Below are 24,836 nucleotides of genomic sequence, written 5' to 3' on the forward strand. Positions count from 1 at the left end.
GTTTTGGGGGGAAGACTGGAAGACTGACTTTCTGGTGCCCCCGGCAGGGATCGAACCCGCGACCTTCGGTTTACAAAACCGCTGCTCTACCAGCTGAGCTACAAGGGCATGGCGCTCCGGTAGCATATTTCGTGCGCCAGTAAAGACAAAACTCCGTTTCGGCTTGCTAATGGATCCAGCGCTAAGCCGGCATGCTGAAAAGCGTCGCGCCGCTTCCTACATCTTGCTCAGGTGCAATCGCATCGAACGGGGTGCCGCATGATCAGATTCGTCATCATCCTGCCGCTCATCGTCGTGACCTGGCTTCTGCTGGTGAAGGTCGTCAGCGATCTGAAGAAGGCCAATATCGACTGGACCGGCGTCGCCACCTTCGTCGGCTTTATCGTGCTGGCCTTCTGGCTGAGGCATGTCACGGGGATGGGATAGAGTGAGTAGTCAGTAGTCGATAGTGAGTAGTGAGTATTTGTCGCCAGCCCTGCAGGCTCCTACCGACTACCGACTACTGACTACTCACTCGATCCTTCGAACCTTTTGCCGCTTCGCCACGACTGATCTCCCGAGAGGCGAATGGTCGCCTCGATCAAGGATCCAGGAGATCATCATGTTGAAGCGTACCCTTACGTCCGGCCTCGTCGCCGTTTTCGTTGCCACCGGCGCGCTCGCCGCCACGGTCGAAACGTCCTCGGCCCATGGCAATCATCATCATCACCACCATAACCATCATCCCCACAATCATCACGGCAAGCCCTGGTGGTGGTGGCACCACAATCATCACCACCACCACGGCAAGGTGATCATCTTCCTTTGACGAGAAGACCATTTGTCTTCGAAGGGCGGCCTCGGGCCGCCCTTTTTTGCATTTCGGGCGATCAGCAGTCGGAGGCAGGAGAAAGGCCGCGAAAATCGTCGGCGAAAAAATCTCGAAAAATCTTCGAACCTTTTTTCGGCTTGCTGCGACCCATGATCAAGAGGCGGATGGTTCGCCTCTCCACCGAAACCCAGGAGATCGTCATGTTCAAGCGCACCATCGTTTCCGGCCTCATCGCCACCACCGTCGCCGCCGGCTCGCTCGTCGGCACCGTCCAGCCTTCGGCCGCCCACGACCATCATCACCGCCGCGAGCTCGGCATCGGCATCGCCGCCGGCGTAGGCGGTTTCGTGCTCGGCAGCCTGCTCGCCCAGCAGCCCCGTACGGTCTATGTCGAAGATGACGGCTACGACTCGATCCACGTCCGCCGCTGCTACGCCCGCTACGCCAGCTACGACGAGCGCTCCGACACCTATATGAGCTACGACGGCCCGCGTTATTGCAGGCTCTAAGGGGAGCCAAATCAACGACAGGAAAAGGGGCTGTACGCGCCCCTTTTCTTGCGTTCGAGCACTACGCATCCGCCCGATTGGTTTGAGGCGGACAGCGTTCTTAGGAATTGGGTTTCTGCTCGGGCAACGCCAATCCCGCCATGCGGCAGGCGCCGCTGACTGAAGCGTCGTTTATCGCGACGAGTTCAAAACTGTTTCCGGCATCGGGATAAATCTTGCCGATGAACGGTTCGCTGCCGCCGGGAGAGCCCTTGTCGTCGACATAGCCGCACACCACGGTCTCGTCGCGGCCGTTCAGCGTGCGCTCTCCGGCAAGCATCGTTCCGAACTTTGCGGCGAGAGGGTTTTTCAGGTGCTGGCGGACGCCGGCGGTGATGATCTCCTCCAGGGCCAGTGAAATCGGAATAGGATCGACCTGTGGTTTGCCGCTGGGGCCGCCGACGGGTGCTGTCGGCGGCGGTGTCGTCGCCACGCATCCGCAAAGCGAGGCGGCGGATAGGAGATAAGCTGTTTTCCGCATCCATGCCCTTTCGCATGCATTCAAACGCCGCGGCAAGACAGCCCTGCGTCCGGCCCGGCAGTGACCGGCCGGCTCCTGCGCAGCAACCACCGATGTACAGCGATTTTGCAAGCGTCTAGTCTGGCTTTGACGCCAATCGAGGGGAGGGTGGCTTGGACAATCAGGATCCCAAGGAAGAACGGGTCGAACCGGTTTTCCGCAACGGCACCATAACCATCGTCGGCATTCTGCTGGCGTTCTCGCTAGGCTTCATCACCCATTGGGCGGCCAACCCGATCCCATGGCAGACCTACCATCTGATTGCCGTCCTGCCGATCCTGGTCGGCATTGCGCTGCAGATCCGGGCGCTGGCCATTCTGCTCGACATCAAATCCCTGCAGCGAAGCATTCATGACCGCGCCAGTCGCATATTCATCGCCGGCCTCATCTTGGCGGCCTGTGGCGTAGGCCTGGCCATCCTGCTCGATTTCTTCGACATATCGGCCAAGAGCGCTTTGCCGGGCGCTTCCTAGTCAGAACGCTTTGCCGCCGCCGATCATCTTCGTCACTTCGACCGCGGCGTCGCGCACCAGCGGACCGATCTCGGCCAGTCGCTCGGGCGTGACCCGCACCGTTGGCCCGGACACCGAAACGCCGCCGATCGGCTCGCCATATTCGTTGAAGATGGCGGCGGCCACGCAGCGCATGCCGGGATGGCGTTCCTCGTCGTCGACCGACCAGCCGCGACGCTTGATGGTCGCGAGGTCATGCGCCAGCGCCGAAATGTCGGACAGCGTCTTGTCGGTATAGCGCTGCAGGCCTGCCTTGCGCAGGATGGCCGCGACCCGTTCGGGCTCGAGATGCGCCAGCACCGCCTTGCCGATTCCGGAAGCATGGAAGGGGCTGCGCGTGCCCGGCCGGAAGAAGGCGCGGATCGCCTGGTGCGTCTCGACCTGGCTGACGAAGACGACGCAATCGTCCTCGGCGACGCCGAGATTGGCCGTTTCGCCGGTCTTTTCCATGAGTTCCTGCATGACGATGCGGGCGCGGTCGACGAGCTTGCGCCGGCGCAGGAAGGCCGCGCCCATGCGGTAGGTCTCAACGCCGACCGACCAGAGCTGGTCGGTCGTATCGAACTCGACCATGCCGTGGTTTTCCAGCGTCGTCAGCATGCGATAGGCGGTGGAGGCGGCAATGCCGCTTTGCGCCGCGATCTCGCTGAGCGACAGCCCGCTGGCCTCGGCGACGATCGCGAGGATCCGCAGCGCCCGGTCGAGCGACTGCACCGATGCTGCTTCGGACGGGCCGTTGAAGGCGCGCGGCCGGCCGCGCTGGCGTTTTTCCGTCGTTTCCATGCCCGGCATTCTCGCCGATTTGACGCCGGATGCAATGAAAAAGTTTTTCAGTGATCGTGGCGGTGGATTTTCTGGAAAACGAAAAACAAAATAATATCAGGCAACAAGAGAGTTTTTCTAGAAATGAAAAAATATTCTGAAAAAATTGAAAAATCAACGGCGCGCTGGCATTGTCGAGCCAACCAATGAAATGGAGGCTTGCCATGGCCAGGATGCGTGCTGTCGACGCAGCGGTTCTCGTTCTCGAAAAGGAAGGCATCACCAATGCCTTCGGCGTGCCGGGCGCAGCGATCAATCCGCTTTACTCGGCACTGAAGGCGCGCGGCACCATACGCCACGTGCTTGCCCGCCATGTCGAGGGCGCCTCGCATATGGCCGAAGGCTATACGCGCGCCAAGGCCGGCAATATCGGGCTGTGCATCGGCACCTCCGGTCCGGCCGGCACCGACATGATCACCGGCCTCTATTCGGCCTCGGCGGATTCGATCCCGATCCTCTGCATCACCGGCCAGGCGCCGCGCGCCCGTCTCAACAAGGAGGATTTCCAGGCCGTCGACATCGCTTCGATCGCCGCACCCGTCGCCAAATGGGCGGTCACCGTCATGGAGCCCTATCTGGTGCCGATGGCGCTGCAAAAGGCGTTCCACCTGATGCGCTCGTCGCGGCCCGGGCCGGTGCTGGTCGACCTGCCGGTCGACGTGCAGCTTGCCGAAATCGAATTCGACATCGACGCCTATGAGCCGCTCGCTCCGTTCAAGCCGGCGATGACGCGCGCCCAGGCCGAAAAGGCGCTTTCGATGCTCAACGAAGCGGAAAAGCCGCTGATCGTCGCTGGCGGCGGCATCATCAACGCTGACGCTTCCGATCTTTTGATCGAGTTCGCCGAAGTCACCGGCGTGCCGGTCATCCCGACGCTGATGGGCTGGGGCGCGATCCCCGACGACCATCGGCTGATGGCCGGCATGTGCGGCCTGCAGACCTCGCACCGCTACGGCAACGCGACGATGCTGGCATCCGACTTCGTCTTCGGCATCGGCAACCGCTGGGCCAACCGCCACACCGGCTCGGTCGATGTGTACACGAAGGGGAAAAAATTCATCCATGTCGACATCGAACCCACCCAGATCGGCCGCGTCTTCGCGCCGGATCTCGGCCTCGTCTCGGATGCGGGCGCCGCGCTGAAGATCCTGCTCGACGTCGCCACCGAATGGCGCACCGCCGGCAAGCTGCGCGACTGGTCGGGCTGGGCAAAGGAATGCCAGCAGCGCAAGAAGACGATGAAGCGCAAGACGCATTTCGAGCAGGTGCCGCTGAAGCCGCAGCGCGTCTATGAGGAGATGAACAAGGCATTCGCCCGCGACACCACTTATGTCACCACGATCGGCCTGTCGCAGATCGCCGGCGCGCAGTTCCTGCACGTCTACAAGCCGCGCAACTGGATCAATTGCGGCCAGGCCGGCCCGCTCGGCTGGACGCTGCCGGCGGCGCTTGGCGTGCGCGCCGCCGATCCGGACCGAGATATCGTCGCGCTCTCCGGCGACTACGACTTCCAGTTCATGATCGAGGAGTTGGCCGTCGGCGCGCAGCACAAGCTGCCCTACATCCATGTCGTCGTGAACAACGCCTATCTCGGCCTGATCCGCCAGGCGCAGCGGGGTTTTTCGATGGATTACGAGGTGAGCCTCGCCTTCGAGAACGTCAACCGTGCAGGCGATCCGGAGGCGGGCTACGGCGTCGACCATGTCGCGGTCGCCGAGGCGATGGGCTGCAAGGCGGTCCGCGTGAAGAAGCCCGAGGAATTCGCCGGCGCCTTCAAGGAAGCGCAGCGGCTGATCAAGGAGCACCAGGTTCCGGTCGTCCTCGAATTCATCCTCGAGCGCGTCACCAACATTTCCATGGGCACGGAAATCGACAAGATCACCGAATTCGAGGAACTTGCCGAACGCAACGAGGATGCGCCGACGGCCATCATGATGTTGGATTGAGTTCAGGCGGGCGAAGGAGAAAAAGCATGCCGCGTTTTTCAGCCAATCTTTCGATGCTCTTCGGCGAGCATGAGTTCCTCGATCGCTTCGACGCCGCGGCCCGCGCCGGCTTCAAGGGCGTCGAATATATCGGCCCCTATGATCATGCGCCGGACGTCGTCGCGGCTCGCCTGAAGAAGAACGGCCTCAGCCAGGTTCTCTTCAACCTACCGGCCGGCGACTGGGCGAAGGGCGAGCGCGGCATTGCCGTGCTGCCGGACCGCGTGCCGGAATTCCGCCAGGGCGTCGCCAAGGCGATCAGCTACGCCCATGCGCTGGGCTGCGAGCAGATCAACTGCCTGGCCGGCATCGCGCCGCAGGGGGCTGACCGCACGGTGTTGGAGAATGTCTTTGCCGACAATCTCGCCTTCGCGGCCGAGAAGCTGGAGCAGGCCGGGATCAGGCTGCTGATCGAGCCGATCAACACCCGCGACATACCGGGCTTCTTCCTCAACTTCAGCGATCAGGCGCTGGCGCTGATCGACCGCATCGGCTCGACGAATATCTTCCTGCAATACGACATCTATCACATGCAGATCATGGAGGGGGATCTCGCCCGTACCATCGAGGCGAACCTCGGTCGCATCGCGCATATCCAGCTTGCGGACAATCCCGGCCGTCACGAGCCGGGGACGGGCGAGATCAACTATCCTTTCCTCTACGACCACATCGACCGCCTCGGCTATTCCGGCTGGATCGGCGCCGAGTACAAGCCGAAGGCCGGCACGGAAGCCGGGCTCGGCTGGTTCCGCGAATTCGCCGGGCAGGGAAGCGCCGCGGCTTAAGAGCCGGCGATGAAACAGCTGATCTCCCCCCTCGTGGGGGAGGTGGCCGGCAGGCCAGAGAGGGGCGCGAAGGAACGCGACCTTGACAAACACGACGGAGAACTTTCATGGAAACCATCGGTTTCATCGGTCTCGGCATCATGGGCGCGCCGATGGCGGGACATCTTCTCGACGCCGGCTACAGGGTCATTGCCAGCGATCACCGCTCCAAGCCGCCGGCCGATCTCTTGGCCAAGGGCCTGAAGACCGTTTCCGGCCACAATGCGGTGGCCAAGGCCGCCGACATCATCGTTACCATGGTGCCTGACACCCCGCAGGTCGCGGACGTGCTGTTTAGCGAGAACGGCGTTGCCTCCGGTCTGTCGAAGGGCAAGCTCGTCATCGACATGAGCTCGATCTCGCCGATCGCGACCAAGGAATTCGCGAAAAAGATCAACCAGCTCGGCTGCGATTACCTCGACGCGCCGGTATCTGGCGGCGAGGTCGGCGCCAAGGCGGCGTCGCTGACCATCATGGTCGGCGGCGAGGAAAAGTCATTCGAACGCGCCAGGCCGATCTTCGAGAGGATGGGCAAGAACATCACGCTGGTCGGCCCGAACGGTGTCGGCCAGACCACCAAGGTCGCCAACCAGATCGTCGTGGCGCTCACCATCGAAGCCGTCGGCGAGGCTCTTGTCTTCGCCTCCAAAGCCGGCGCCGATCCGGCCAAGGTCAGGCAGGCGCTGATGGGCGGGCTCGCCGCTTCGCGCATCCTCGAAGTGCATGGCGAGCGCATGATCAAGCGCACCTTCGCGCCCGGCTTCCGCATCGAACTGCACCAGAAGGACCTCAATCTGGCGTTGGAAGGCGCCAAGGCGCTGGGCGTGTCGCTGCCCAACACTTCAACGACACAGCAGCTGTTCAATTCCTGCGCCGCCAATGGCGGGTCCAGCGAAGATCACTCGGCGCTGGTCAGGGCGCTGGAGCGGATGGCGGCGCATGAGGTTGGCGCGGAAGCAACGCAAGCCAAGGGCAAGGCGGCTTAGGTCAGGAGCGGGCGGCTCAACGTTCCCACGCCGCCTGCTCTTTTCCTGTCAGAGAACGGGTTCCTGCGTCGTCGTTGGGACCCGTTTTCGCTTCGATGCCAGGGAACCGATCCGGGTTCAGCGCCTCAGGAATGCGTTCGCCGCGTAGAGGCTGATCGCCGCCGCGTTCGATACGTTGAGCGAATGGATGGCGCCCGGCATGTCGAGGCGAGCGAGCGCGGCGACCGTCTCGCGGGTCTTCTGGCGCAGGCCCTTGCCTTCGGCGCCCAGCACCAACGCGATTTTCTCGCCGTCGAAGGTCTTCTCGAGCTCTGCCGGCCCCTCGGAATCGAGTCCGATGGTCTGGAAGCCGGCCTCGTGCAACTGACCCAGCGCATCGGCGAGGTTCTTCACCTCGATCTGGTCGATATGATCCAGCGCGCCGGAGGCGGATTTGGCCAGCACGCCGGATTCCTGCGGGCTATGGCGGGCGGTTGTGATCAGCGCGCCGGCGCCGAAGGCGACGGCGGAGCGCAGGATCGCGCCGACATTGTGCGGGTCCGTCACCTGGTCCAGCACCAGCACAAGCTTTGTGTCGCCGAGGGCGTCGAGGCGCTTGGCCTTGAGCGGCTCCGCCTCGATCAGCACGCCCTGGTGCACGGCGTCCGACCCGGTGATCCTGTCGATGTCCTTCGGTTCGACCAGTTCGGCCTTGAAGGGCAGGACGGCAAGGTCGCCGATCGAAAGCCGCTCGGCTGCGTTGCGGGTCACCAGCATCTTGCTGATCCTGCGGCGCGGATTGTCGAGCGCGGCCCGCACCGTGTGCAGGCCGTAAAGCCGCACCAGTCCGTCGGCGGGCGCGTCGCCCGGCTGCATCGGCTGGCGCGGCCGGAATGCCGGCGGCCCGCCCGCTTTCTGGTCGCGGTGCGCGCGCCTCAGCTTGGCGTAGTGGGTGTCCTTGCGCGTGCCGGGCTTGTTGCTTTTATCGTCGCTCATGGCGGCTTCTATAGCCGTCCCGTCCGGCTAAGGATATGGGCTGAAGACATGAATGCCCGACATCCTCGAAAAACCCTCGCCGCGCCGGTTGACACCCACCGGCCTTGCCGCCATAAGGCGCTTCGCTGATTTCGGAGAAGATCTTACTCGGGCTTCGGATCGGCGAAAATGCGTCGTTGCATGGCTCCGGCGGCAGACTGGAGAGGTGCCCGAGTGGTTAAAGGGGACGGACTGTAAATCCGTTGGCTTAGCCTACGTTGGTTCGAATCCAACCCTCTCCACCACTGCCGGCCCGGAAGCCCTGAAACGAAAAGTCTCGGACCGAAAGTGCATGGCGCTTTTCGGGTGAATCCGGTACCTCAGTGCAGGGCGCGGGTATAGCTCAGTGGTAGAGCAGCAGCCTTCCAAGCTGAATATGCGGGTTCGATTCCCGCTACCCGCTCCAGATTTCCTCCTCGCATCCCCCAAAGAAAACGCCGCGCGCCATGGCACGCAGCGTTTCCATCTTATCCAGCCGTTTAGCTGTTGAAGGCCGAGGCGACCTGATGGTTCTGCGGCACCTGGCCGTTCGGCGTCAGCTTGTCGACGATGCCGGGCAGCGCCGTTGAGAGCTGCTGCAGCAGTTCCTGCTCGTTCATACCGGTGCGCTGCGCGATTTCGCGGATCACCGCCGGGCCGAGCGCCGAGCCGAGATCGCCCGGGTTGATCGACTGGTTCTGGCCGGTGCCGACCCACGAGTCGGCGACGTTGCCATGGCCGGCATTCTTCAGCTTGTCGAGCAGGCCGCCGAGACCGCCGAGCAGGCCGCCATCGGCGGACGCGTCGGTTCCCGCGGGCGTCGGCGCCGGCGCTTGCGGCGTGGCCGCCTCTTCGCTTCTGCCGCTCAGCATCTTGCCGACCAAAAGCGCGCCGAGCGCGATCATCAGGGGTTTGGTGATATTGCCGCCCGGAACGGCGTTGTCGAAAAGGCCCATAGTGGATCTCCTTGTCCAGCCAAGTCCGCCCGGCCCCACAATGGCGCAAACGGACGGAATTTCAAGCTGTCTTGAGCTTTTGACAATCATATGACCATGATGGCGCGGCGGGGAAATTTGGAGGGAAATTATGGGCATTATCAGCTGGATCATTCTGGGCATCGTTGCCGGCTTCATCGGCAGCAAGATCGTCAACAAGACCGGTCAGGGCATGATCATGGATATCGTGCTCGGCATCGTCGGCGCCATTGTCGGCGGCGTTATCTTCAGCGCGTTCGGCGCGTCGGGCGTCACCGGCCTCAACATCTGGAGCCTGATCGTGGCCGTGATCGGCTCGGTCGTCGTGCTGTGGGCCTATCACCAGATTTCCGGCAAGCGCACGCTGTAGAGGCAAGCAAAGCCGCATTTGATCGGCTGCTGAAGGTCGACCCATTCCGGGTCGACCTTGGTTGGACTCGTGTCGTCAGGCGACCATCGCCAGCCGGCGTTTTCTTTCGTCGAGCGAGACGATGGCGAGGCCGCTGGCCATCACCAGCAGGATGCCGCAGACGGCGAGCGCGTTGGGAAACTGGCCGAACACCAGCAGTCCCGAAATAACCGCCCAGACGGTAAAGCAGTAATAGAAGGGTGCGACCGCGCTTGTCGGTCCGACCCGGTAGGCCATGAAGATGAAGAAATGGCCGAAGATCAGGAACAGGCCGGCGCCGGCGATCAGCAGCAGATGATGTCCTTCCGGCATCACCCATTGCTCGGAGACGACATGCGCCGCGCCTGAGCCGACCAGCACCACCACGACAGCCGAGATGGCGACGATCATGCCCGGCACCTCGGCGCCCACCTTGCGCCCGGCAAGGTCGCGCACCGCCGCGAAGGCGGCGTTGCCGAGCGCGAGCAGCGCATAGACCGAAATGCCCTGCATGGTCGGCTGCGCCACCATGAGCGCTCCGACAAAGCCAAGGCCGATCAGCGCCATGCGCGTGGCGCCGATCTTTTCGCCGAATAGCATCGAGGAGCCGACTAGCACGATGAGCGGCGTGACCTGCCCGAGCGCGGTGGAATCCGCGATCTGCATGTTGGCCAAGGCGACGACATAGCACAGGATCGCCAGAAGCTCGAACAGGTTGCGGCGCAGCACCTTGCGCTCGAAGAGCAGCGGGATCTGCCTTGCGTAGCCAAGCATCAGAAGCAGCGGCACGCCCCACAGCGTGGCGGCCGCGCCACGCAGAAGGAGCACTTCATAGGGCGGCAGTCCGGCGGTCGCGAGCTTCATCATCGTGTCGTTGACGAGGTAGGACCCCGTCGAGACGGTCATGAACAGCGGACCGCGGATATTGGATGGAATGAACTGCATCCGGCGAAGAAGATCAGAGCGGCGCGGCGGCGGCAATGGGCCAGCCCGGAGCCTTTGATTTTACGCGTGGCGCCCCTATATCCGCGCCATATCCCACTGAAATCGACCGTTGGTTCGGGTCGAGCGGGAATCCGCTCAGCCACAAGGCACTTGTGTTTTTCGGCCGTTGTCGCTAATCGCCCCGCATTCGACTGAACTGAAGGTCAAGGCCGTCCAAGGAAAGAGACTATGGCAAAAGGTAAATTCGAGCGCACCAAGCCGCATGTGAACATTGGCACGATCGGCCACGTCGATCATGGCAAGACGTCGCTGACGGCGGCGATCACGAAGTATTTTGGCGAATACAAGCGCTATGACCAGATCGACGCGGCGCCGGAAGAGAAGGCGCGCGGCATCACGATCTCGACGGCGCATGTCGAGTATGAGACAGCCAACCGTCACTATGCCCATGTCGACTGCCCCGGCCACGCCGACTATGTGAAGAACATGATCACCGGTGCGGCGCAGATGGACGGCGCGATCCTGGTCGTTTCGGCCGCCGACGGCCCGATGCCGCAGACCCGCGAGCACATCCTGCTTGCCCGCCAGGTCGGCGTTCCCTCGATCGTTGTGTTCCTGAACAAGGTCGACCAGGTCGATGACGCCGAGCTTCTGGAACTGGTCGAGCTCGAGGTTCGCGAGCTTCTGTCGAAGAACGAGTTCCCCGGCGACGACATTCCGATCGTCAAGGGCTCGGCGCTGGCTGCGTTGGAAGATTCCAACAAGACCATCGGCGAGGACGCCATCCGCGAGCTGATGGCCCAGGTCGACGCCTACATCCCGACGCCGGTGCGTCCGCTGGACAAGCCGTTCCTGATGCCGATCGAGGACGTGTTCTCGATCTCGGGCCGCGGCACGGTGGTGACCGGCCGCGTCGAGCGCGGCATCGTCAAGGTCGGCGAGGAACTGGAGATCGTCGGCATCCGCCCGACCACCAAGACGACCTGCACGGGCGTGGAAATGTTCCGCAAGCTGCTCGACCAGGGCCAGGCCGGCGACAACATCGGCGCGCTCTTGCGCGGCGTCGACCGTGAAGGTGTGGAGCGCGGCCAGGTTCTGGCCAAGCCCGGCACGGTGAAGCCGCACAAGAAGTTCGTTGCCGAAGCCTACATCCTGACCAAGGACGAGGGCGGCCGTCACACGCCGTTCTTCACCAACTACCGTCCGCAGTTCTACTTCCGCACGACGGACGTGACGGGCATCGTGACGCTGCCGGCGGGCACCGAGATGGTGATGCCCGGCGACAACATCACCGTCGACGTCGAGCTGATCGTGCCGATCGCCATGGAAGAGAAGCTGCGCTTCGCCATCCGTGAAGGCGGCCGCACCGTCGGTGCCGGCATCGTCGTCACCATCAAGGAATAATCGATCCGGCACTTGCCGGTTCGACAAAGAAAGGGCGGTCTTCGGGCCGCCCTTTGTTTTGGAGTGGCATCGCGCGGCCCTTTTCAATTCTGTTGCAAGCACCGTCCCCGCAACTAGTATGGGTTGTACCCGAGGGGCTTGCCAGACGTGGTTTCAACATTCCGTTCAAAGACCATGCGGTGTTGGCGCGGGCTGCTTCGGCTGGGATTGGCCGCTGCCGCAGGGCTGGCCGCGCTCGGCGCCGCCGCAAAGGAAACGCCCGCGGACTACGGTCCGGCGATGCGCTTCGTCGTCGTGCGCAGCAGCGCGCCGGGCTGCGAGCCGAACTGCCCGGAATGGATTTCCGCCGAAGGCACGATCGAGGCCGGCACGCCGGCGCAGCTGAGACGCCTGCTGAAGACGCTCGGCGGAAGGCCACTGCCGATCGTCGTCAATTCTCCCGGCGGCAATGTCGATGCCGCGCTGCAGCTTGGCCGTATGGTCCGCAAGAACAAGCTCGATATCGCGGTCGGCATCACGGAGTTTTCCGGCTGCTCGCCGGGGATGAAGAACTGCCTGGACAATGGCGGCAAGGGCCAGCCCTATTCCGGCGTCGCCTATGACAGCGGCGCGATGTGCAATTCGGCCTGTCCGCTGATGTTTGCCGGCGGCATCCGCCGCGTGGTCGGCGAATGGGCCTATCTCGGTGTGCATCAGATCACCACCACCTACCAGCGCGAGAAGCTGCTCTACCGCACGACCTATCGGATCGTGAACGGCAAGAAGAAGATCGTCAGCACCAGGATCGTCAGCCGCAAGAACGCCGGCAGCTACAAGACCTACGAGATGAGCAGGACGGTCGAGAAGCGGCTGTCGGCTTATCTGAAGGAAATGGGCGTCGAGCAGGGCGTGCTGGGCGTGATGAAGGCGACGCCTGCCAGCGACATCAGGCAAATCGAGCCCGAAGACATGCTGGAGATGAAACTCGTCACCAGTCTCGATTCGCTCGACCTGCTGACCGAGAGAACCATCTGCCAGCGCAATCCGGCGCCGGCGAATTGTCGCGAGGTTCCCGCGAACGGCGTGCCCGCCGCGGTCGCGGCCGTCGAAGCCGGGCCTTCACCCATTGCGCCGGTTCCCGCGCCGGCGCCGCAGGCCCGCGAACAGGAGATGCGCTTCGTTCTTGTTCGCGGCAGCAATCCACTTTGCAATCCCGATTGTCCGGAATGGATTTCGGCGGAAGGCACGATCGGGGCAGGCACCGCCGACAAGCTCCGCCAACTGCTCGATACGATCCGGGAGCGCCGGTTGCCCATCATTGTCGATTCACCGGGTGGAGATGTGCAGGCTGCGCTTGCCGCGGGCCGGCTGATCCGCGAGCGCGGGTTGGATGTCGCAGTCGCCCGAACGGATTTTCTCGATTGCGATCCGGGCGCAGTGGGGTGCGTCGCAACCGACGATCTCCATGCCGGCCTCACCATCGACGCCGGCGCCGAATGCGACTCGGCTTGCGCGGTGATGATCGCCGGCGGCGTCCGGCGCCTGGTTGGCGCCGGTGCGCATTTCCTTGTGCATTCCATGGGCATGGAAGACAAGGTCAGGGCCTACCTCGACGAGATGGCGGTCGGCTCGGGCTTTTTCGTCGCCATGCAGTCGGCCGAATATGCGAAGCACAGGGAACTCAGCCGGGACGAACTGAAGACATTCGGGCTGATAACCGGGCCGCAGTCGGTCGACGCGCTGACGGGCGCCACCATTTGCAGATCCGCGCCCAGGCCGGACAATTGCCGCGTTCTTCCGGCTGCCGATGCCGAGGCGAAGGCGCCGGCGAAGCTGTAGAGCAATTCCAGGAAAAGTGTTTACGGTTTTGCGTCCGGAATTGCGTAAACAATGGAGATAGCGCGTACTGGCCATCGAGGCAGGTTGAGCGGGGCAGGGCGCTGCCACTATCCTGCTCGTGCTTTTATACACAGTGGAGGAGCGGCGATGAGCGAGGACATCCCGACTTTATATGCGTGGGCCGGTGGCGGCGAGGCGCTGAGCCGGCTGACCCGGACCTTTTATGACAAGGTGGCTGCGGACCCGGTCGTCGGGCCGGTATTCAGGCACATGTCGCCGGATCACCCGGCGCATGTCGCCGTCTTCATCGGCGAAGTCTTTGGCGGGCCGAAGACCTACAGCGAGAAGCATGGCGGCCATCGCGAAATGGTGATGCATCACCTTGGCAAGCACCTGACCGAGGAACAGCGCCGCCGCTGGATCAATCTCCTTGCCGACGCGGCGGACGAGGTCGGCCTGCCGGACGACCCCGAATTCCGCTCCGCCTTCATGGGCTATGTCGAATGGGGATCGCGGCTGGCGAAGATGAACTCGAATCTGGGTGAAACCTGCGATCCCGAGACCGAGCCGATGCCGGCCTGGGGCTGGGGCGTGCCGGGCGGACCTTACAAGCCGCCGGCCGGCAAGTCGTAGGCGCGGGGGTTGTTTGGCGAACGCGATCGGTCGCCGGCGGTAATGGAATCCAGATTTCCGGCAAAGGGTTTCAAAACCACTGCAGAGTGCTCTTTACAGAGCGCACGGAAGCTTTTAGGAAGCGCCTGCGCCGAACAAGCGCATGCACGGGCATAGCTCAGTTGGTAGAGCGGCGGTCTCCAAAACCGCAGGTCGTAGGTTCGAGCCCTGCTGCCCGTGCCATTTCATCTAAGAAAATCAAGCACTTAAAAATCGCCCTTGCGGCGTGAAGAAGCCGAAACTAGCCTTACACATCTCTTACACAAACTTGCACGCACGCAGGGAGTGTCTGGCGGTGGCGGAAAAACACACGATTCTGGAAGGCAAAATTCACGTCTATCGGCGCAACGGCAGCCCGATCTGGCAGACCTGTGCAGTTCATGCCCATCACGAGCCCGTGGCTGCGAAAGATGGCGGCAACGGTAAGAACGCCTTGTCGGGATGCGAATTTAGATGTTGTTCATTTTTTGTTCACTGGTCCGCGCGCATATGATACCTTACATAGGTAACCAAGGACGTGTTCGGAGGATTCTCCACATGAGAGACATCATCATTATTTAATTCTGCGTGCAAACGCGTTAAAAGGCCCCCGGGGTTTTTCCTGGGGGCTTTTTGTTATGGGCGAGTTTCTCGGCCATCTGATTGGACTTGGGCCGCACAAATCGATCATCGACATTCCGGATGGATATGCCGTCCTCCTGACCGGCATTCTAGTGATCCTCGGCTGGTACATCTCGGCCCGTCAAGCCACCAACGCGTTTCGCCGGGAAAAGGCCAACAAGTACCTGCTTGCCGATTCCCATCCGGTCTATCCGATCCTGAGAAGGCTCTCAAATCCCTACTTGCAGAGCCGGACGCCATTTCCGACCTATGGCGAGCTTCAGGCAGACCCAGCCCAGCAGGCTTTGCAAAAGGATATCCGGGAAGCGCTGGTCTATTTTGAGTTCGCGGCAGCGGACATCATGCATGGGCTTGTTTCGGAGAGATACCTGTATGTCTCCCAACGCAGCTTGACGATGAACGTTTTCGAACAGTCTCGCCGCTACATCGTCAGCGTTCGAGAGTTGCACAAGCAGCCTTCGGCGTTCGAAGTCTTCGAGACCCACTACATCCGCTTTGCATATCCAAGCTTGAGCTACGGGGCCAAGATCCTTGAGTTCGTGCTGCACCGGCCACTCTATAAGCCCTACCGCCTCATCTTCCTGTGTCATTATTGGTTTGGGTCGCAGGGGATGAACTATCCCTCGGATCCCATGCAAGCGGACCTGAAAGACATTTCCGAGGCGCTGAGACGCAGTTGCCAGTTTGTAAGCCTTGTGCGACTGGTGGCCTTGCTAGTCATCGCTCTGCTGGTGGGAAACTGGCTTCGAGTTTGAACCTTTTTTTCGGTCTCTGCCCAAGATCGCAGACGACATGACTAACAGGTGTTTCACTTCCGTCTGAGGGAATCCATCGCTCGGGGAGATGCCGTCCCAGGTAGCTATTAACGCACGCGCCATGACGCAGGCGCGACGCGGCAATCCCCGTCAAAGAGCCTACCGCCGTGGGGGGCCAACTCAGCTTCGGCTACCGCAATCACGGGGCCAGTATCGCCAGTACTGAGCAGCGTTCGAAAGGCGCTGTCGAATCTGTCCGCCAAGTGGGCATCGACTTCGCGGAGGAGGCGTGGGGCCCACTTTCCGGCGCCGGTCCAATGCGCTCGTCCTAGCAGGGCAATATCCACGAGTTTCGAATAGAGGATGGCGCCGATCGCCATCACCTCTTCAAAAGGTCGATCGCCGCATAGGTCATCAATCGCATCTGTAATTTCGTAGCGCAGTGCGTTCAAAGCAGTTGGCGACAGTGGAGGTGGCCCCTTCTGCAGAAGAGTTGATATCGCACTGCGCAGCGCTTCGGCCTGGCCCTGCTCCGCGCCGATGATCACGCCCTCACCAATCATGTTTAGGATGCTGGGGCGACCTCGCGACACATCTTCATCTATGAACCAAGCCAACGTCTCCCGGTCGTGAACGAACACTTCGATCGGAATTCCCTCGACGACGAAGGACTCCCGACGGGCTGCTTCGAGGTGGTCGTAGATCACGACAAGATCAATATCAGAAAAGTAAGTGCCTTTGCCGCGCATGATCGATCCTGCGGCGTACGCGAAGGATGCCCCCTCGTAGCGCGTGCGAAATGCAGTTCGGCAATCGCCAGAGCTTCAGCCTGAGAGGGGCAATTTCGGTCTATCACACAGGAAGTCTACCGCCACTGCGAGGAAAAAGGCAAAGCCCCACACCATGGAAACGCTGCATTAGTGAACACAGCCTGATACTCACCTCATTTCTGCGCGAAAGCAGCGGAAAACCGTAGGTCGTAGGTTCGAGCCCTGCTGCCCGTGTCATTTTCCTGGGTCGCAAGCCGATGAGCGGCCGCTCCGCGGTTGAAAATCGGCGGACGGCTTGCCATATGGCAGGAATTGGGGCATAAGCCCCGTATAGCCGGGACGGGACGACTGGATGGTTCCGAGGCGGCGTTAGGACATAAAGCGGACCCTTGCCACTTGCGTGGATTAAGAATCGGTTTTATGTAGACAAGACAGACACGCGACGCGTGGAGCTGGGAAGCCGGCTTTACGCGTCTGATTTGCGTGGGTGAAATAGCGGCGCTGATTCGCGCCGTATAGAGCCCAGGCGGCACGTCCCGGTCAGCGGGATCATCCAGGAGGCCCGGCCAACGGGTCTTGAAACAGGCGGCACATGGCTTCGAAAACCACTAATCCCTTCACCTTTCTCCAGCAGGTTCGCGCGGAGACGGCCAAGGTGACATGGCCTTCGCGGCGCGAAACCATGATCTCGACCGTGATGGTCCTGGTGTTCGCGGTGATCGCGATGCTGTTCTTCTTCGCTGCCGATATTCTGATGGGCTATGCGATCGAGTGGATCCTGGGTCTCGGGCATTAATTCGGCGGTTTACGGAGAGGTCGTGAAATGACTGCACGGTGGTATATCGTCCACGCCTATTCGAACTTCGAGAAGAAGGTCGCCGAGGATATCGAGAACAAGGCCAAGCAGAAGGGCCTGTCCGGCGATATCGAGCAGATCGTCGTGCCGACCGAGAAGGTCGTCGAGATCCGCCGTGGCCGCAAGGTCGATGCCGAGCGCAAGTTCTTCCCGGGCTATGTGCTGTTGAAGGCCAATCTGACCGATGCCGTGTTCTCGCTGGTCAAGAACACGCCGAAGGTCACCGGTTTCCTGGGCGACTCCAAGCCCGTGCCGATCACCGAGACCGAGGCGCAGCGCATCCTGAACCAGGTTCAGGAGGGCGTCGAGCGGCCGAAGCCTTCGGTCACCTTCGAGATCGGCGAGGCGATCCGCGTTTCGGACGGTCCGTTCGCGTCGTTCAACGGCGTCGTCCAGGAAGTGGACGAGGAGCGTGCCCGCCTCAAGGTGGAAGTTTCGATCTTCGGGCGCGCCGTGCCCGTCGATCTGGAATTCGGACAGGTCGAAAAGGGCTGATCCGTACACCCGCGCCGGAAGGCGTTGGTACACCCGCGCCGCGAGGCGTCGGGAGCGGCGGTAGACGCCGCATGAACGGGTGGGAGGCGAAGGCGGCACAGCCGGCCGTCGGAACCGCACCACCAGACTGCAACCGCCGGCGTTTCCCTGGTAACGGGGCCGGCATGAGAAAAGGCAGGAATAGAGATGGCTAAGAAAGTTGCAGGCCAGCTCAAGCTCCAGGTTGCCGCGGGCTCGGCCACGCCGTCGCCCCCGATCGGCCCGGCGCTTGGTCAGCGCGGCATCAACATCATGGAATTCTGCAAGGCGTTCAACGCGCAGACCCAGGAGCTCGAGAAGGGATCGCCGATCCCGGTCGTCATCACCTACTACCAGGACAAGTCGTTCACCTTCGTCATGAAGACGCCGCCGGTGAGCTACTTCCTGAAGAAGGCAGCCAACCTGAAGTCGGGCTCCAAGGAGCCGGGCAAGGTCAAGGCCGGCACGATCAGCCGCGACAAGGTGCGCGCGATCGCAGAGCAGAAGATGAAGGACCTGAACGCAAACGACGTCGAGGCGGCCATGCGCATGGTCGAGGGTTCCGCCCGCTCGATGGGCCTGGAAGTGGTGGGCTAAGATCATGGCAAAGATTGCAAAGCGTATTGCCAAGAGCCGCGAAGGCATCGATCCGAACAAGGCTTACGCCCTCTCCGAGGCGCTGCAGCTGCTCAAGGACCGGTCCAAGGTGAAGTTCGACGAGACCGTCGAGATATCGATGAACCTCGGCGTCGATCCGCGCCATGCCGACCAGATGGTCCGCGGCGTGGTCAACCTGCCGAACGGCACCGGCCGCTCGGTGCGCGTCGCGGTGTTTGCCCGTGGCGACAAGGCCGAGGAAGCCAAGGCCGCCGGCGCCGATATCGTTGGCGCCGAGGATCTTGTCGACATCGTCCAGAAGGGCACGATCGATTTCGATCGCTGCATCGCCACGCCGGACATGATGCCGCTGGTCGGTCGTCTGGGCAAGGTTCTCGGCCCGCGCGGCATGATGCCGAACCCGAAGGTCGGCACCGTGACCACCGATGTGGCCGCGGCCGTCAAGGCTTCGAAGGGCGGCGCCGTCGAGTTCCGCGTCGAGAAGGCCGGCATCGTCCAGGCCGGCGTCGGCAAGGTCTCGTTCGACGTCAAGGCGCTGGAAGAAAATGTCCGCGCCTTCGCCGATGCGGTGACCAGGGCCAAGCCCGCGGGCGCCAAGGGCAACTACGTCAAGAAGGTGTCGGTCACCTCGACGATGGGCCCCGGCCTCAAGCTCGACATCGCGACGCTCGCCGCGTCGTAAGTGTCATCTGATCGGCTAGGCCGATCGCAAAAGAATCCCGGACCGCCGATCCGTCGGCGGCCCGGTACCCCGGAAGCCGAAAGGTTTCCGGATATCCTGTCCGAGATTGCAGGCGGCCCAAAAGCCTTAATTCACTTGGGCCTGCATGAGACGGGTGAAGACCCGACAAAGGAGCCAAGCTCCAATGAAAGGTTCGAACCGTGTTTGCCTTTTGTCTGCGCACTATCCGGCGTGCCGGCTGGTGTGGCGAAAGGGGGCAGGATCCTCGAGCGTCGTTCGGGAGATCCGTACTGGATGGCCCGGCCGGCAAAAGGCAACCCGACGCCTGACCTCGTTAATGGGGCAGGGGTCAACTGGAGATAGGCAGTGGACAGAGCGGAAAAACGCGAACTCGTCACGGGCCTGAATGATGCGTTTTCAAGCGCTGGTTCAGTCGTCGTGGCCCACTACGCCGGTATCACCGTCGCGCAAATGAACGACCTTCGGTCGAAGATGCGCGCCGCCGGTGGCACCGTCAAAGTCGCGAAGAACCGTCTCGCCAAGATCGCTCTTCAGGGCACGGACTCCGCATCGATCATCGATCTGTTCAAGGGACAGACGCTGGTCGCTTATTCGGAGGATCCGATTGCGGCGCCGAAGGTCGCGTCCGATTTCGCCAAGGGGAATGACAAGTTGATCATTCTCGGTGGCGCGATGGGTACGACCTCGCTCGATGCCGACGGTGTGAAGGCACTCGCCACACTACCGTCGCTCGACGAGCTGCGCGCCAGGCTGGTTGGCATGATCGCCACGCCGGCTACCCGGATCGCCCAGATCGTCAATGCGCCCGCGGCTTCGGTCGCGCGTGTCATCGGCGCTTACGCCCGGAAGGACGAGGCGGCATGAGGCCGTTCCTCGCTGTCAACAACACACGTTCGAACCTAGTGAAGGAATACAAAAATGGCTGATCTCGCAAAGATCGTAGACGACCTTTCGAAGCTGACCGTCCTCGAGGCGGCCGAGCTGTCGAAGCTCCTGGAAGAGAAGTGGGGCGTTTCGGCTGCCGCTCCGGTGGCGGTTGCCGCTGCTGGCGGCGCTGGTGCCGCTGCCGCTGCTCCGGCTGAAGAGAAGACGGAATTCGACGTCGTTCTCGCCGATGCCGGCGCCCAGAAGATCAACGTCATCAAGGAAGTCCGCGCCATCACGGGCCTTGGCCTCAAGGAAGCCAAGGACCTGGTCGAAGCGGCTCCGAAGCCGGTCAAGGAAGGCGTTTCCAAGGCCGACGCCGACAAGTTCAAGGCTCAGCTGGAAGCAGCTGGCGCCAAGGTCGAGCTGAAGTAAGCCTGTTAGGCGAGGGCGGGCGGTCTCGCGCCGTCCGCCCCCTCCCTTGACGAAGGGAGGGTTCTGTTGCGCGAGGCGTTTGAAAACCTCTTTCCTGAGGGCCGAAAAGCGGCCTTCCGGAAACGGGTTTTCTCCCGTTTTAGCCGGTAGCCGCCAAACCATCGGCAGGGCGGCCGGAAAAACAGATAGGGGCAGCCGCCAAGGCCGCCCGTTGGTGCAAGGCGAGCCGCGGCGAGGTTCGTCCCGAGTTTATAGCTAAGGAGCGACGATGGCCCAGACCCAGACTTTCAATGGCCGCAGACGCGTACGCAAGTTCTTCGGAAAGATCCCGGAAGTTGCGGAGATGCCGAACCTCATCGAGGTTCAGAAGGCATCCTATGACCAGTTCCTGATGGTGGACGAGCCCAAGGGCGGCCGTCCGGACGAAGGGCTGCAGGCCGTTTTCAAGTCGGTCTTCCCGATCTCCGACTTTTCCGGCTCCTCGATGCTGGAGTTCGTGAAGTACGAGTTCGAGGCACCGAAATTCGACGTTGACGAGTGCCGTCAGCGCGACCTGACCTATGCTGCCCCGCTGAAGGTGACGCTGCGCCTCATCGTGTTCGATATCGACGAGGATACCGGCGCCAAGTCGATCAAGGACATCAAGGAGCAGGACGTCTACATGGGCGACATGCCGCTCATGACGTCGAACGGCACCTTCATCGTCAACGGCACCGAGCGCGTCATCGTCTCGCAGATGCACCGTTCGCCGGGCGTCTTCTTCGACCATGACAAGGGCAAGTCGCACTCGTCGGGCAAGCTTCTGTTTGCCGCGCGCGTCATTCCCTATCGCGGTTCGTGGCTCGACATCGAGTTCGATAGCAAGGACGTCGTGCACGCCCGCATCGACCGCCGCCGCAAGATTCCGGTGACGTCGCTCTTGATGGCGCTCGGCATGGACGGCGAGGAGATCCTGTCGACCTTCTACAACAAGATCACCTACAAGCGTGCCGGCGACCACTGGCGCATTCCGTTCAACGTCGAGCGTTTCCGCGGCCTCAAGGCCGTCGGCGACCTGGTCGACGCCGACACCGGCGAGATCGTGGTCGAACAAGGCAAGAAGATCACCGCCCGCCAGGCTCGCCAGCTCGGCGAGAAGGGTCTCAAAGCCATCAAGGCGACCGACGAGGACCTGCTCGGCAACTACCTTGCCGAGGACATCGTCAACTACGCCACCGGCGAGATCTTCCTCGAAGCCGGCGACGAGATCGACGACAAGACGCTGAAGGTGCTGCTCGGCACCGGCGAGGACGAGATCCAGATACTGGACATCGACCACGTCAACGTCGGCGCCTACATCCGCAACACGCTCAACGTCGACAAGAACGAGAGCCGCCAGGACGCGCTGTTCGACATCTACCGCGTCATGCGCCCGGGCGAGCCGCCGACGCTCGAGACCGCCGAAGCCATGTTCAACTCGCTGTTCTTCGACAGCGAGCGCTACGACCTGTCGGCCGTCGGCCGCGTCAAGATGAACATGCGCCTCGAGCTCAAGGCCGAGGACACCGTGCGCGTGCTGCGCAAGGACGATATCCTGGCCGTGGTCAAGACGCTGGTCGAACTCCGCGACGGTAAGGGCGAGATCGACGACATCGACAATCTCGGCAACCGCCGCGTGCGTTCGGTCGGCGAGTTGATGGAGAACCAGTACCGCGTCGGCCTGCTGCGCATGGAGCGCGCGATCAAGGAGCGCATGTCCTCGATCGAGATCGACACGGTCATGCCGCAGGACCTAATCAACGCCAAGCCGGCGGCCGCCGCCGTGCGCGAGTTCTTCGGTTCCTCGCAGCTGTCGCAGTTCATGGACCAGACCAACCCGCTGTCGGAGATCACCCACAAGCGCCGCCTGTCGGCGCTTGGACCGGGCGGTCTGACCCGCGAGCGCGCCGGCTTCGAGGTGCGCGACGTGCACCCGACGCATTACGGCCGCATCTGCCCGATCGAAACGCCGGAAGGCCCGAATATCGGTCTGATCAACTCGCTGGCCACCTTCGCGCGCGTCAACAAGTACGGCTTCATCGAAAGCCCGTACCGCAAGATCGTGGGCGGCAAGCTGACCAACGAGGTTGTCTATCTGTCGGCGATGGAAGAGGCCAAGCACTATGTCGCGCAGGCCAATGCCGAGCTCGACAAGAGCGGCAGCTTCGTCGACGAGTTCGTCATTTGCCGTAACGCCGGCGAAGTGATGATGGCGCCGCGCGAAAACGTCGACCTGATGGACGTCTCGCCGAAGCAGATGGTGTCGGTCGCGGCAGCGCTCATCCCGTTCCTCGAGAACGACGACGCCAACCGCGCGCTGATGGGCTCGAACATGCAGCGTCAGGCCGTGCCGCTGGTGCGCGCCGAGGCGCCGTTCGTCGGCACCGGCATGGAGCCGGTCGTCGCCCGGGATTCGGGCGCGGCCATCGGCGCCCGCCGCGGCGGCGTGGTCGACCAGGTCGACGCGACCCGTATCGTCATCCGCGCCACGGAAGACCTCGATCCCGGCAAGTCCGGCGTCGACATCTACCGGCTGATGAAGTTCCAGCGTTCGAACCAGAACACCTGCATCAACCAGCGTCCGCTGGTGCGCATGGGCGACCGCGTCAACAAGGGCGACATCATTGCCGACGGTCCCTCGACGGAGCTCGGCGATCTGGCGCTCGGCCGCAACGTGCTGGTCGCGTTCATGCCGTGGAACGGCTACAACTACGAGGACTCGATCCTGCTCTCCGAGCGCATCGTGGCCGACGACGTCTTCACCTCGATCCACATCGAGGAGTTCGAGGTCATGGCGCGCGACACCAAGCTCGGGCCGGAGGAAATCACGCGCGACATTCCGAACGTTTCGGAAGAGGCGCTGAAGAACCTCGACGAGGCCGGCATCGTCTATATCGGTGCCGAGGTGCAGCCGGGCGACATCCTGGTCGGCAAGATCACGCCGAAGGGCGAAAGCCCGATGACGCCGGAAGAAAAGTTGCTCCGCGCCATCTTCGGCGAAAAGGCCTCGGACGTCCGCGACACCTCCATGCGCATGCCTCCGGGCACCTTCGGCACGGTCGTCGAAGTGCGCGTCTTCAACCGCCACGGCGTGGAGAAGGACGAGCGCGCGATGGCGATCGAGCGCGAGGAGATCGAGCGTCTGGCCAAGGACCGCGACGACGAACAGGCGATCCTCGACCGCAACGTCTATGCGCGTCTTTCCGACGTGCTGGTCGGGAAGGAAGCGATCGCCGGACCGAAGGGCTTCAAGAAGGGCTCGAAGCTGTCGAAGGACACGCTCGACGAGTATCCGCGTTCGCAGTGGTGGCAGTTCGCAGTGGAGAACGAGAAGCTCCAGGGCGAACTCGAGGCTCTGCGCGGCCAGTATGACGAGTCCAAGAAGGCGCTCGAGCAGCGTTTCATGGACAAGGTCGAGAAGGTGCAACGCGGCGACGAAATGCCTCCGGGCGTCATGAAGATGGTCAAGGTCTTCGTGGCGGTGAAGCGCAAGATGCAGCCGGGCGACAAGATGGCCGGCCGTCACGGCAATAAGGGTGTCGTGTCGCGCATCGTTCCGGTCGAGGACATGCCTTTCCTCGAGGACGGCACGCATGCCGATATCGTGCTCAACCCGCTGGGTGTGCCGAGCCGCATGAATGTCGGCCAGATCCTGGAAACGCATCTGGGCTGGGCTTGCGCAGGCATGGGCAGGAAGATCGGCGAGCTGATCGACGCGTATAAGGGTGGCGGCGATATCAAGCCGCTGCGCAAGACGCTGGAAAGCTTCATGCCGGCCAACGACCGCAACGAGCCGATCCGCGAGTATGACGACGAGAGCATCGTTCGCCTGAGCGAGCAGATGCGCCGCGGCGTCTCCATCGCGACACCGGTGTTCGACGGCGCGCATGAGGCCGACATCAACACCATGCTGGAGCAGGCAGGCCTGCACACCAGCGGTCAGTCGCAGCTCTATGACGGCCGCACCGGCGAGCCGTTCGATCGCAAGGTGACGATGGGCTATATCTATATGCTCAAGCTGCATCACCTGGTGGACGACAAGATCCACGCGCGTTCGATCGGTCCGTACTCGCTCGTCACCCAGCAGCCGCTGGGCGGCAAGGCGCAGTTCGGCGGCCAGCGCTTCGGCGAAATGGAGGTCTGGGCGCTCGAAGCCTACGGCGCCGCCTACACGCTGCAGGAAATGCTGACGGTGAAGTCGGACGACGTCGCCGGCCGCACCAAGGTCTACGAGGCGATCGTGCGCGGCGACGACACGTTCGAGGCGGGCATTCCGGAGAGCTTCAACGTTCTCGTCAAGGAAATGCGCTCGCTGGGCCTCAATGTCGAGCTGGAGAACACCCAGGTCGAAGAGACCCCGACGCGTCTGCCCGACGCAGCCGAGTAAAGCCTACGGCGCGCCGCTTTAGGATGCGGCGCGCCCTTCAAATTTTTCGGTCGGGCAACCGGCCAGTCTGCGGACATTTCGTCCGCGATCGATG

At 62.4% G+C, this 24,836-nt stretch carries 24 protein-coding genes, 4 tRNA genes and 1 pseudogene; 22 read left to right on the forward strand and 7 right to left on the reverse strand.

What is annotated here, in order from left to right; all coding sequences use genetic code 11:
- Positions 1 to 32: 32 nt before the first annotated feature.
- Positions 33 to 108: transfer RNA gene (locus FJ414_RS24515), tRNA-Thr, on the reverse strand.
- A gap of 150 nt (positions 109 to 258) precedes the next feature.
- On the opposite strand from FJ414_RS24515, the gene FJ414_RS24520 reads away from it, so the two are divergent.
- The 3 genes from FJ414_RS24520 (at position 259) to FJ414_RS24530 (ending at position 1,320) form a co-directional block, all read left to right on the forward strand.
- A complete protein-coding gene (locus tag FJ414_RS24520; RefSeq protein ID WP_095767587.1) occupies positions 259 to 426 on the forward strand; it encodes a hypothetical protein in 168 nt (55 codons plus the stop codon).
- Positions 427 to 601: 175 nt separating this feature from the next.
- Positions 602 to 808 (forward strand): hypothetical protein, encoded by a 207-nt coding sequence (locus tag FJ414_RS24525; RefSeq protein ID WP_140646965.1) that lies wholly within the window; start codon positions 602 to 604, stop codon positions 806 to 808.
- A gap of 203 nt (positions 809 to 1,011) precedes the next feature.
- Positions 1,012 to 1,320: a BA14K family protein gene (locus FJ414_RS24530; protein ID WP_140646966.1), complete on the forward strand. Its 309-nt coding sequence runs from the start codon at positions 1,012 to 1,014 to the stop codon at positions 1,318 to 1,320.
- A 100-nt stretch (positions 1,321 to 1,420) separates the two neighbouring features.
- Here FJ414_RS24530 and FJ414_RS24535 read toward each other — a convergent pair whose 3' ends face one another.
- Positions 1,421 to 1,792 (reverse strand): hypothetical protein, encoded by a 372-nt coding sequence (locus tag FJ414_RS24535; RefSeq protein WP_246672496.1) that lies wholly within the window; start codon positions 1,790 to 1,792, stop codon positions 1,421 to 1,423.
- A 200-nt stretch (positions 1,793 to 1,992) separates the two neighbouring features.
- Here FJ414_RS24535 and FJ414_RS24540 point away from each other — a divergent pair, with 200 nt between their 5' ends.
- Positions 1,993 to 2,352 (forward strand): hypothetical protein, encoded by a 360-nt coding sequence (locus tag FJ414_RS24540; RefSeq protein WP_140646967.1) that lies wholly within the window; start codon positions 1,993 to 1,995, stop codon positions 2,350 to 2,352.
- Here FJ414_RS24540 and bhcR read toward each other — a convergent pair whose 3' ends face one another.
- Positions 2,353 to 3,174 carry an HTH-type transcriptional regulator BhcR gene (bhcR, locus tag FJ414_RS24545; protein ID WP_140646968.1) on the reverse strand — a complete coding sequence of 274 codons (822 nt, stop codon included), beginning with the start codon at positions 3,172 to 3,174 and terminating at the stop codon, positions 2,353 to 2,355.
- 203 nt (positions 3,175 to 3,377) lie between these two features.
- On the opposite strand from bhcR, the gene gcl reads away from it, so the two are divergent.
- The 3 genes from gcl to FJ414_RS24560 all read left to right on the forward strand — a co-directional run bounded on the left by gcl (position 3,378) and on the right by FJ414_RS24560 (position 7,008).
- Positions 3,378 to 5,159 (forward strand): glyoxylate carboligase, encoded by a 1,782-nt coding sequence (gene gcl / locus FJ414_RS24550; RefSeq protein WP_140646969.1) that lies wholly within the window; start codon positions 3,378 to 3,380, stop codon positions 5,157 to 5,159.
- 26 nt (positions 5,160 to 5,185) lie between these two features.
- A complete protein-coding gene (gene otnI / locus FJ414_RS24555) occupies positions 5,186 to 5,983 on the forward strand; it encodes a 2-oxo-tetronate isomerase (RefSeq protein WP_140646970.1) in 798 nt (265 codons plus the stop codon).
- A 107-nt stretch (positions 5,984 to 6,090) separates the two neighbouring features.
- The gene (locus FJ414_RS24560; RefSeq protein WP_140646971.1) at positions 6,091 to 7,008 is read left to right on the forward strand and encodes a 2-hydroxy-3-oxopropionate reductase; all 918 of its coding nucleotides are present in this window, start codon (positions 6,091 to 6,093) and stop codon (positions 7,006 to 7,008) included.
- Positions 7,009 to 7,125: 117 nt separating this feature from the next.
- Here the strand turns inward: FJ414_RS24560 and FJ414_RS24565 are convergent, their stop codons facing one another.
- Positions 7,126 to 7,983: an RNA methyltransferase gene (locus tag FJ414_RS24565; RefSeq protein WP_140646972.1), complete on the reverse strand. Its 858-nt coding sequence runs from the start codon at positions 7,981 to 7,983 to the stop codon at positions 7,126 to 7,128.
- Positions 7,984 to 8,182: 199 nt separating this feature from the next.
- Between FJ414_RS24565 and FJ414_RS24570 the strand changes: the two genes are divergently transcribed.
- Positions 8,183 to 8,267: transfer RNA gene (locus FJ414_RS24570), tRNA-Tyr, on the forward strand.
- Between the two features lie 87 nt (positions 8,268 to 8,354).
- Positions 8,355 to 8,428, forward strand: a tRNA-Gly gene (locus tag FJ414_RS24575).
- Between the two features lie 73 nt (positions 8,429 to 8,501).
- Here FJ414_RS24575 and FJ414_RS24580 read toward each other — a convergent pair.
- A complete protein-coding gene (locus tag FJ414_RS24580) occupies positions 8,502 to 8,957 on the reverse strand; it encodes a YidB family protein (protein ID WP_140646973.1) in 456 nt (151 codons plus the stop codon).
- A 130-nt stretch (positions 8,958 to 9,087) separates the two neighbouring features.
- On the opposite strand from FJ414_RS24580, the gene FJ414_RS24585 reads away from it, so the two are divergent.
- Positions 9,088 to 9,345 (forward strand): GlsB/YeaQ/YmgE family stress response membrane protein, encoded by a 258-nt coding sequence (locus FJ414_RS24585; protein WP_027170387.1) that lies wholly within the window; start codon positions 9,088 to 9,090, stop codon positions 9,343 to 9,345.
- A 75-nt stretch (positions 9,346 to 9,420) separates the two neighbouring features.
- On the opposite strand, the gene FJ414_RS24590 is transcribed toward FJ414_RS24585, so the two are convergent.
- The gene (locus FJ414_RS24590) at positions 9,421 to 10,308 is read right to left on the reverse strand and encodes a DMT family transporter (protein ID WP_140646974.1); all 888 of its coding nucleotides are present in this window, start codon (positions 10,306 to 10,308) and stop codon (positions 9,421 to 9,423) included.
- A 228-nt stretch (positions 10,309 to 10,536) separates the two neighbouring features.
- On the opposite strand from FJ414_RS24590, the gene tuf reads away from it, so the two are divergent.
- The 5 genes from tuf to FJ414_RS24615 all read left to right on the forward strand — a co-directional run bounded on the left by tuf (position 10,537) and on the right by FJ414_RS24615 (position 15,578).
- Entirely contained in the window at positions 10,537 to 11,712 is a 1,176-nt protein-coding gene (gene tuf, locus FJ414_RS24595; RefSeq protein ID WP_140646975.1) for an elongation factor Tu, read from the forward strand.
- 279 nt (positions 11,713 to 11,991) lie between these two features.
- Positions 11,992 to 13,530, forward strand: a complete 1,539-nt coding sequence (locus FJ414_RS24600) for a hypothetical protein (RefSeq protein ID WP_140646988.1) — start codon at positions 11,992 to 11,994, stop codon at positions 13,528 to 13,530.
- A 147-nt stretch (positions 13,531 to 13,677) separates the two neighbouring features.
- The gene (locus FJ414_RS24605; RefSeq protein ID WP_140646976.1) at positions 13,678 to 14,163 is read left to right on the forward strand and encodes a group II truncated hemoglobin; all 486 of its coding nucleotides are present in this window, start codon (positions 13,678 to 13,680) and stop codon (positions 14,161 to 14,163) included.
- 146 nt (positions 14,164 to 14,309) lie between these two features.
- Positions 14,310 to 14,385, forward strand: a tRNA-Trp gene (locus FJ414_RS24610).
- A gap of 434 nt (positions 14,386 to 14,819) precedes the next feature.
- On the forward strand, positions 14,820 to 15,578 hold the full coding sequence (locus tag FJ414_RS24615; RefSeq protein WP_140646977.1) for a hypothetical protein: 759 nt from the start codon (positions 14,820 to 14,822) through the stop codon (positions 15,576 to 15,578).
- Positions 15,579 to 15,685: 107 nt separating this feature from the next.
- Here the strand turns inward: FJ414_RS24615 and FJ414_RS24620 are convergent.
- Positions 15,686 to 16,375 (reverse strand): annotated as a pseudogene (locus FJ414_RS24620) (nucleotidyltransferase domain-containing protein); the annotation flags it as partial.
- A 565-nt stretch (positions 16,376 to 16,940) separates the two neighbouring features.
- Between FJ414_RS24620 and secE the strand changes: the two are divergent.
- From secE to rpoB, 7 genes are all read left to right on the forward strand, one after another.
- Positions 16,941 to 17,144 carry a preprotein translocase subunit SecE gene (gene secE, locus FJ414_RS24625; RefSeq protein WP_027170383.1) on the forward strand — a complete coding sequence of 68 codons (204 nt, stop codon included), beginning with the start codon at positions 16,941 to 16,943 and terminating at the stop codon, positions 17,142 to 17,144.
- Between the two features lie 27 nt (positions 17,145 to 17,171).
- Positions 17,172 to 17,699 carry a transcription termination/antitermination protein NusG gene (nusG, locus tag FJ414_RS24630; RefSeq protein WP_140545994.1) on the forward strand — a complete coding sequence of 176 codons (528 nt, stop codon included), beginning with the start codon at positions 17,172 to 17,174 and terminating at the stop codon, positions 17,697 to 17,699.
- Between the two features lie 186 nt (positions 17,700 to 17,885).
- Complete coding sequence (gene rplK, locus FJ414_RS24635) at positions 17,886 to 18,314, forward strand: 50S ribosomal protein L11 (protein ID WP_095765524.1); 429 nt, start codon at positions 17,886 to 17,888, stop codon at positions 18,312 to 18,314.
- Between the two features lie 4 nt (positions 18,315 to 18,318).
- Positions 18,319 to 19,017, forward strand: a complete 699-nt coding sequence (rplA, locus tag FJ414_RS24640) for a 50S ribosomal protein L1 (protein ID WP_140646978.1) — start codon at positions 18,319 to 18,321, stop codon at positions 19,015 to 19,017.
- A 366-nt stretch (positions 19,018 to 19,383) separates the two neighbouring features.
- The gene (gene rplJ, locus FJ414_RS24645; RefSeq protein ID WP_140545996.1) at positions 19,384 to 19,902 is read left to right on the forward strand and encodes a 50S ribosomal protein L10; all 519 of its coding nucleotides are present in this window, start codon (positions 19,384 to 19,386) and stop codon (positions 19,900 to 19,902) included.
- Between the two features lie 54 nt (positions 19,903 to 19,956).
- Positions 19,957 to 20,337, forward strand: coding sequence for a 50S ribosomal protein L7/L12 (gene rplL / locus FJ414_RS24650; RefSeq protein WP_059189560.1), 381 nt, complete (start codon positions 19,957 to 19,959; stop codon positions 20,335 to 20,337).
- Between the two features lie 268 nt (positions 20,338 to 20,605).
- Complete coding sequence (gene rpoB / locus FJ414_RS24655; protein ID WP_140646979.1) at positions 20,606 to 24,742, forward strand: DNA-directed RNA polymerase subunit beta; 4,137 nt, start codon at positions 20,606 to 20,608, stop codon at positions 24,740 to 24,742.
- Positions 24,743 to 24,836 lie beyond the last annotated feature (94 nt).

It is taken from the genome of Mesorhizobium sp. B3-1-6 (assembly GCF_006439555.1).
GTDB lineage: Bacteria > Pseudomonadota > Alphaproteobacteria > Rhizobiales > Rhizobiaceae > Mesorhizobium.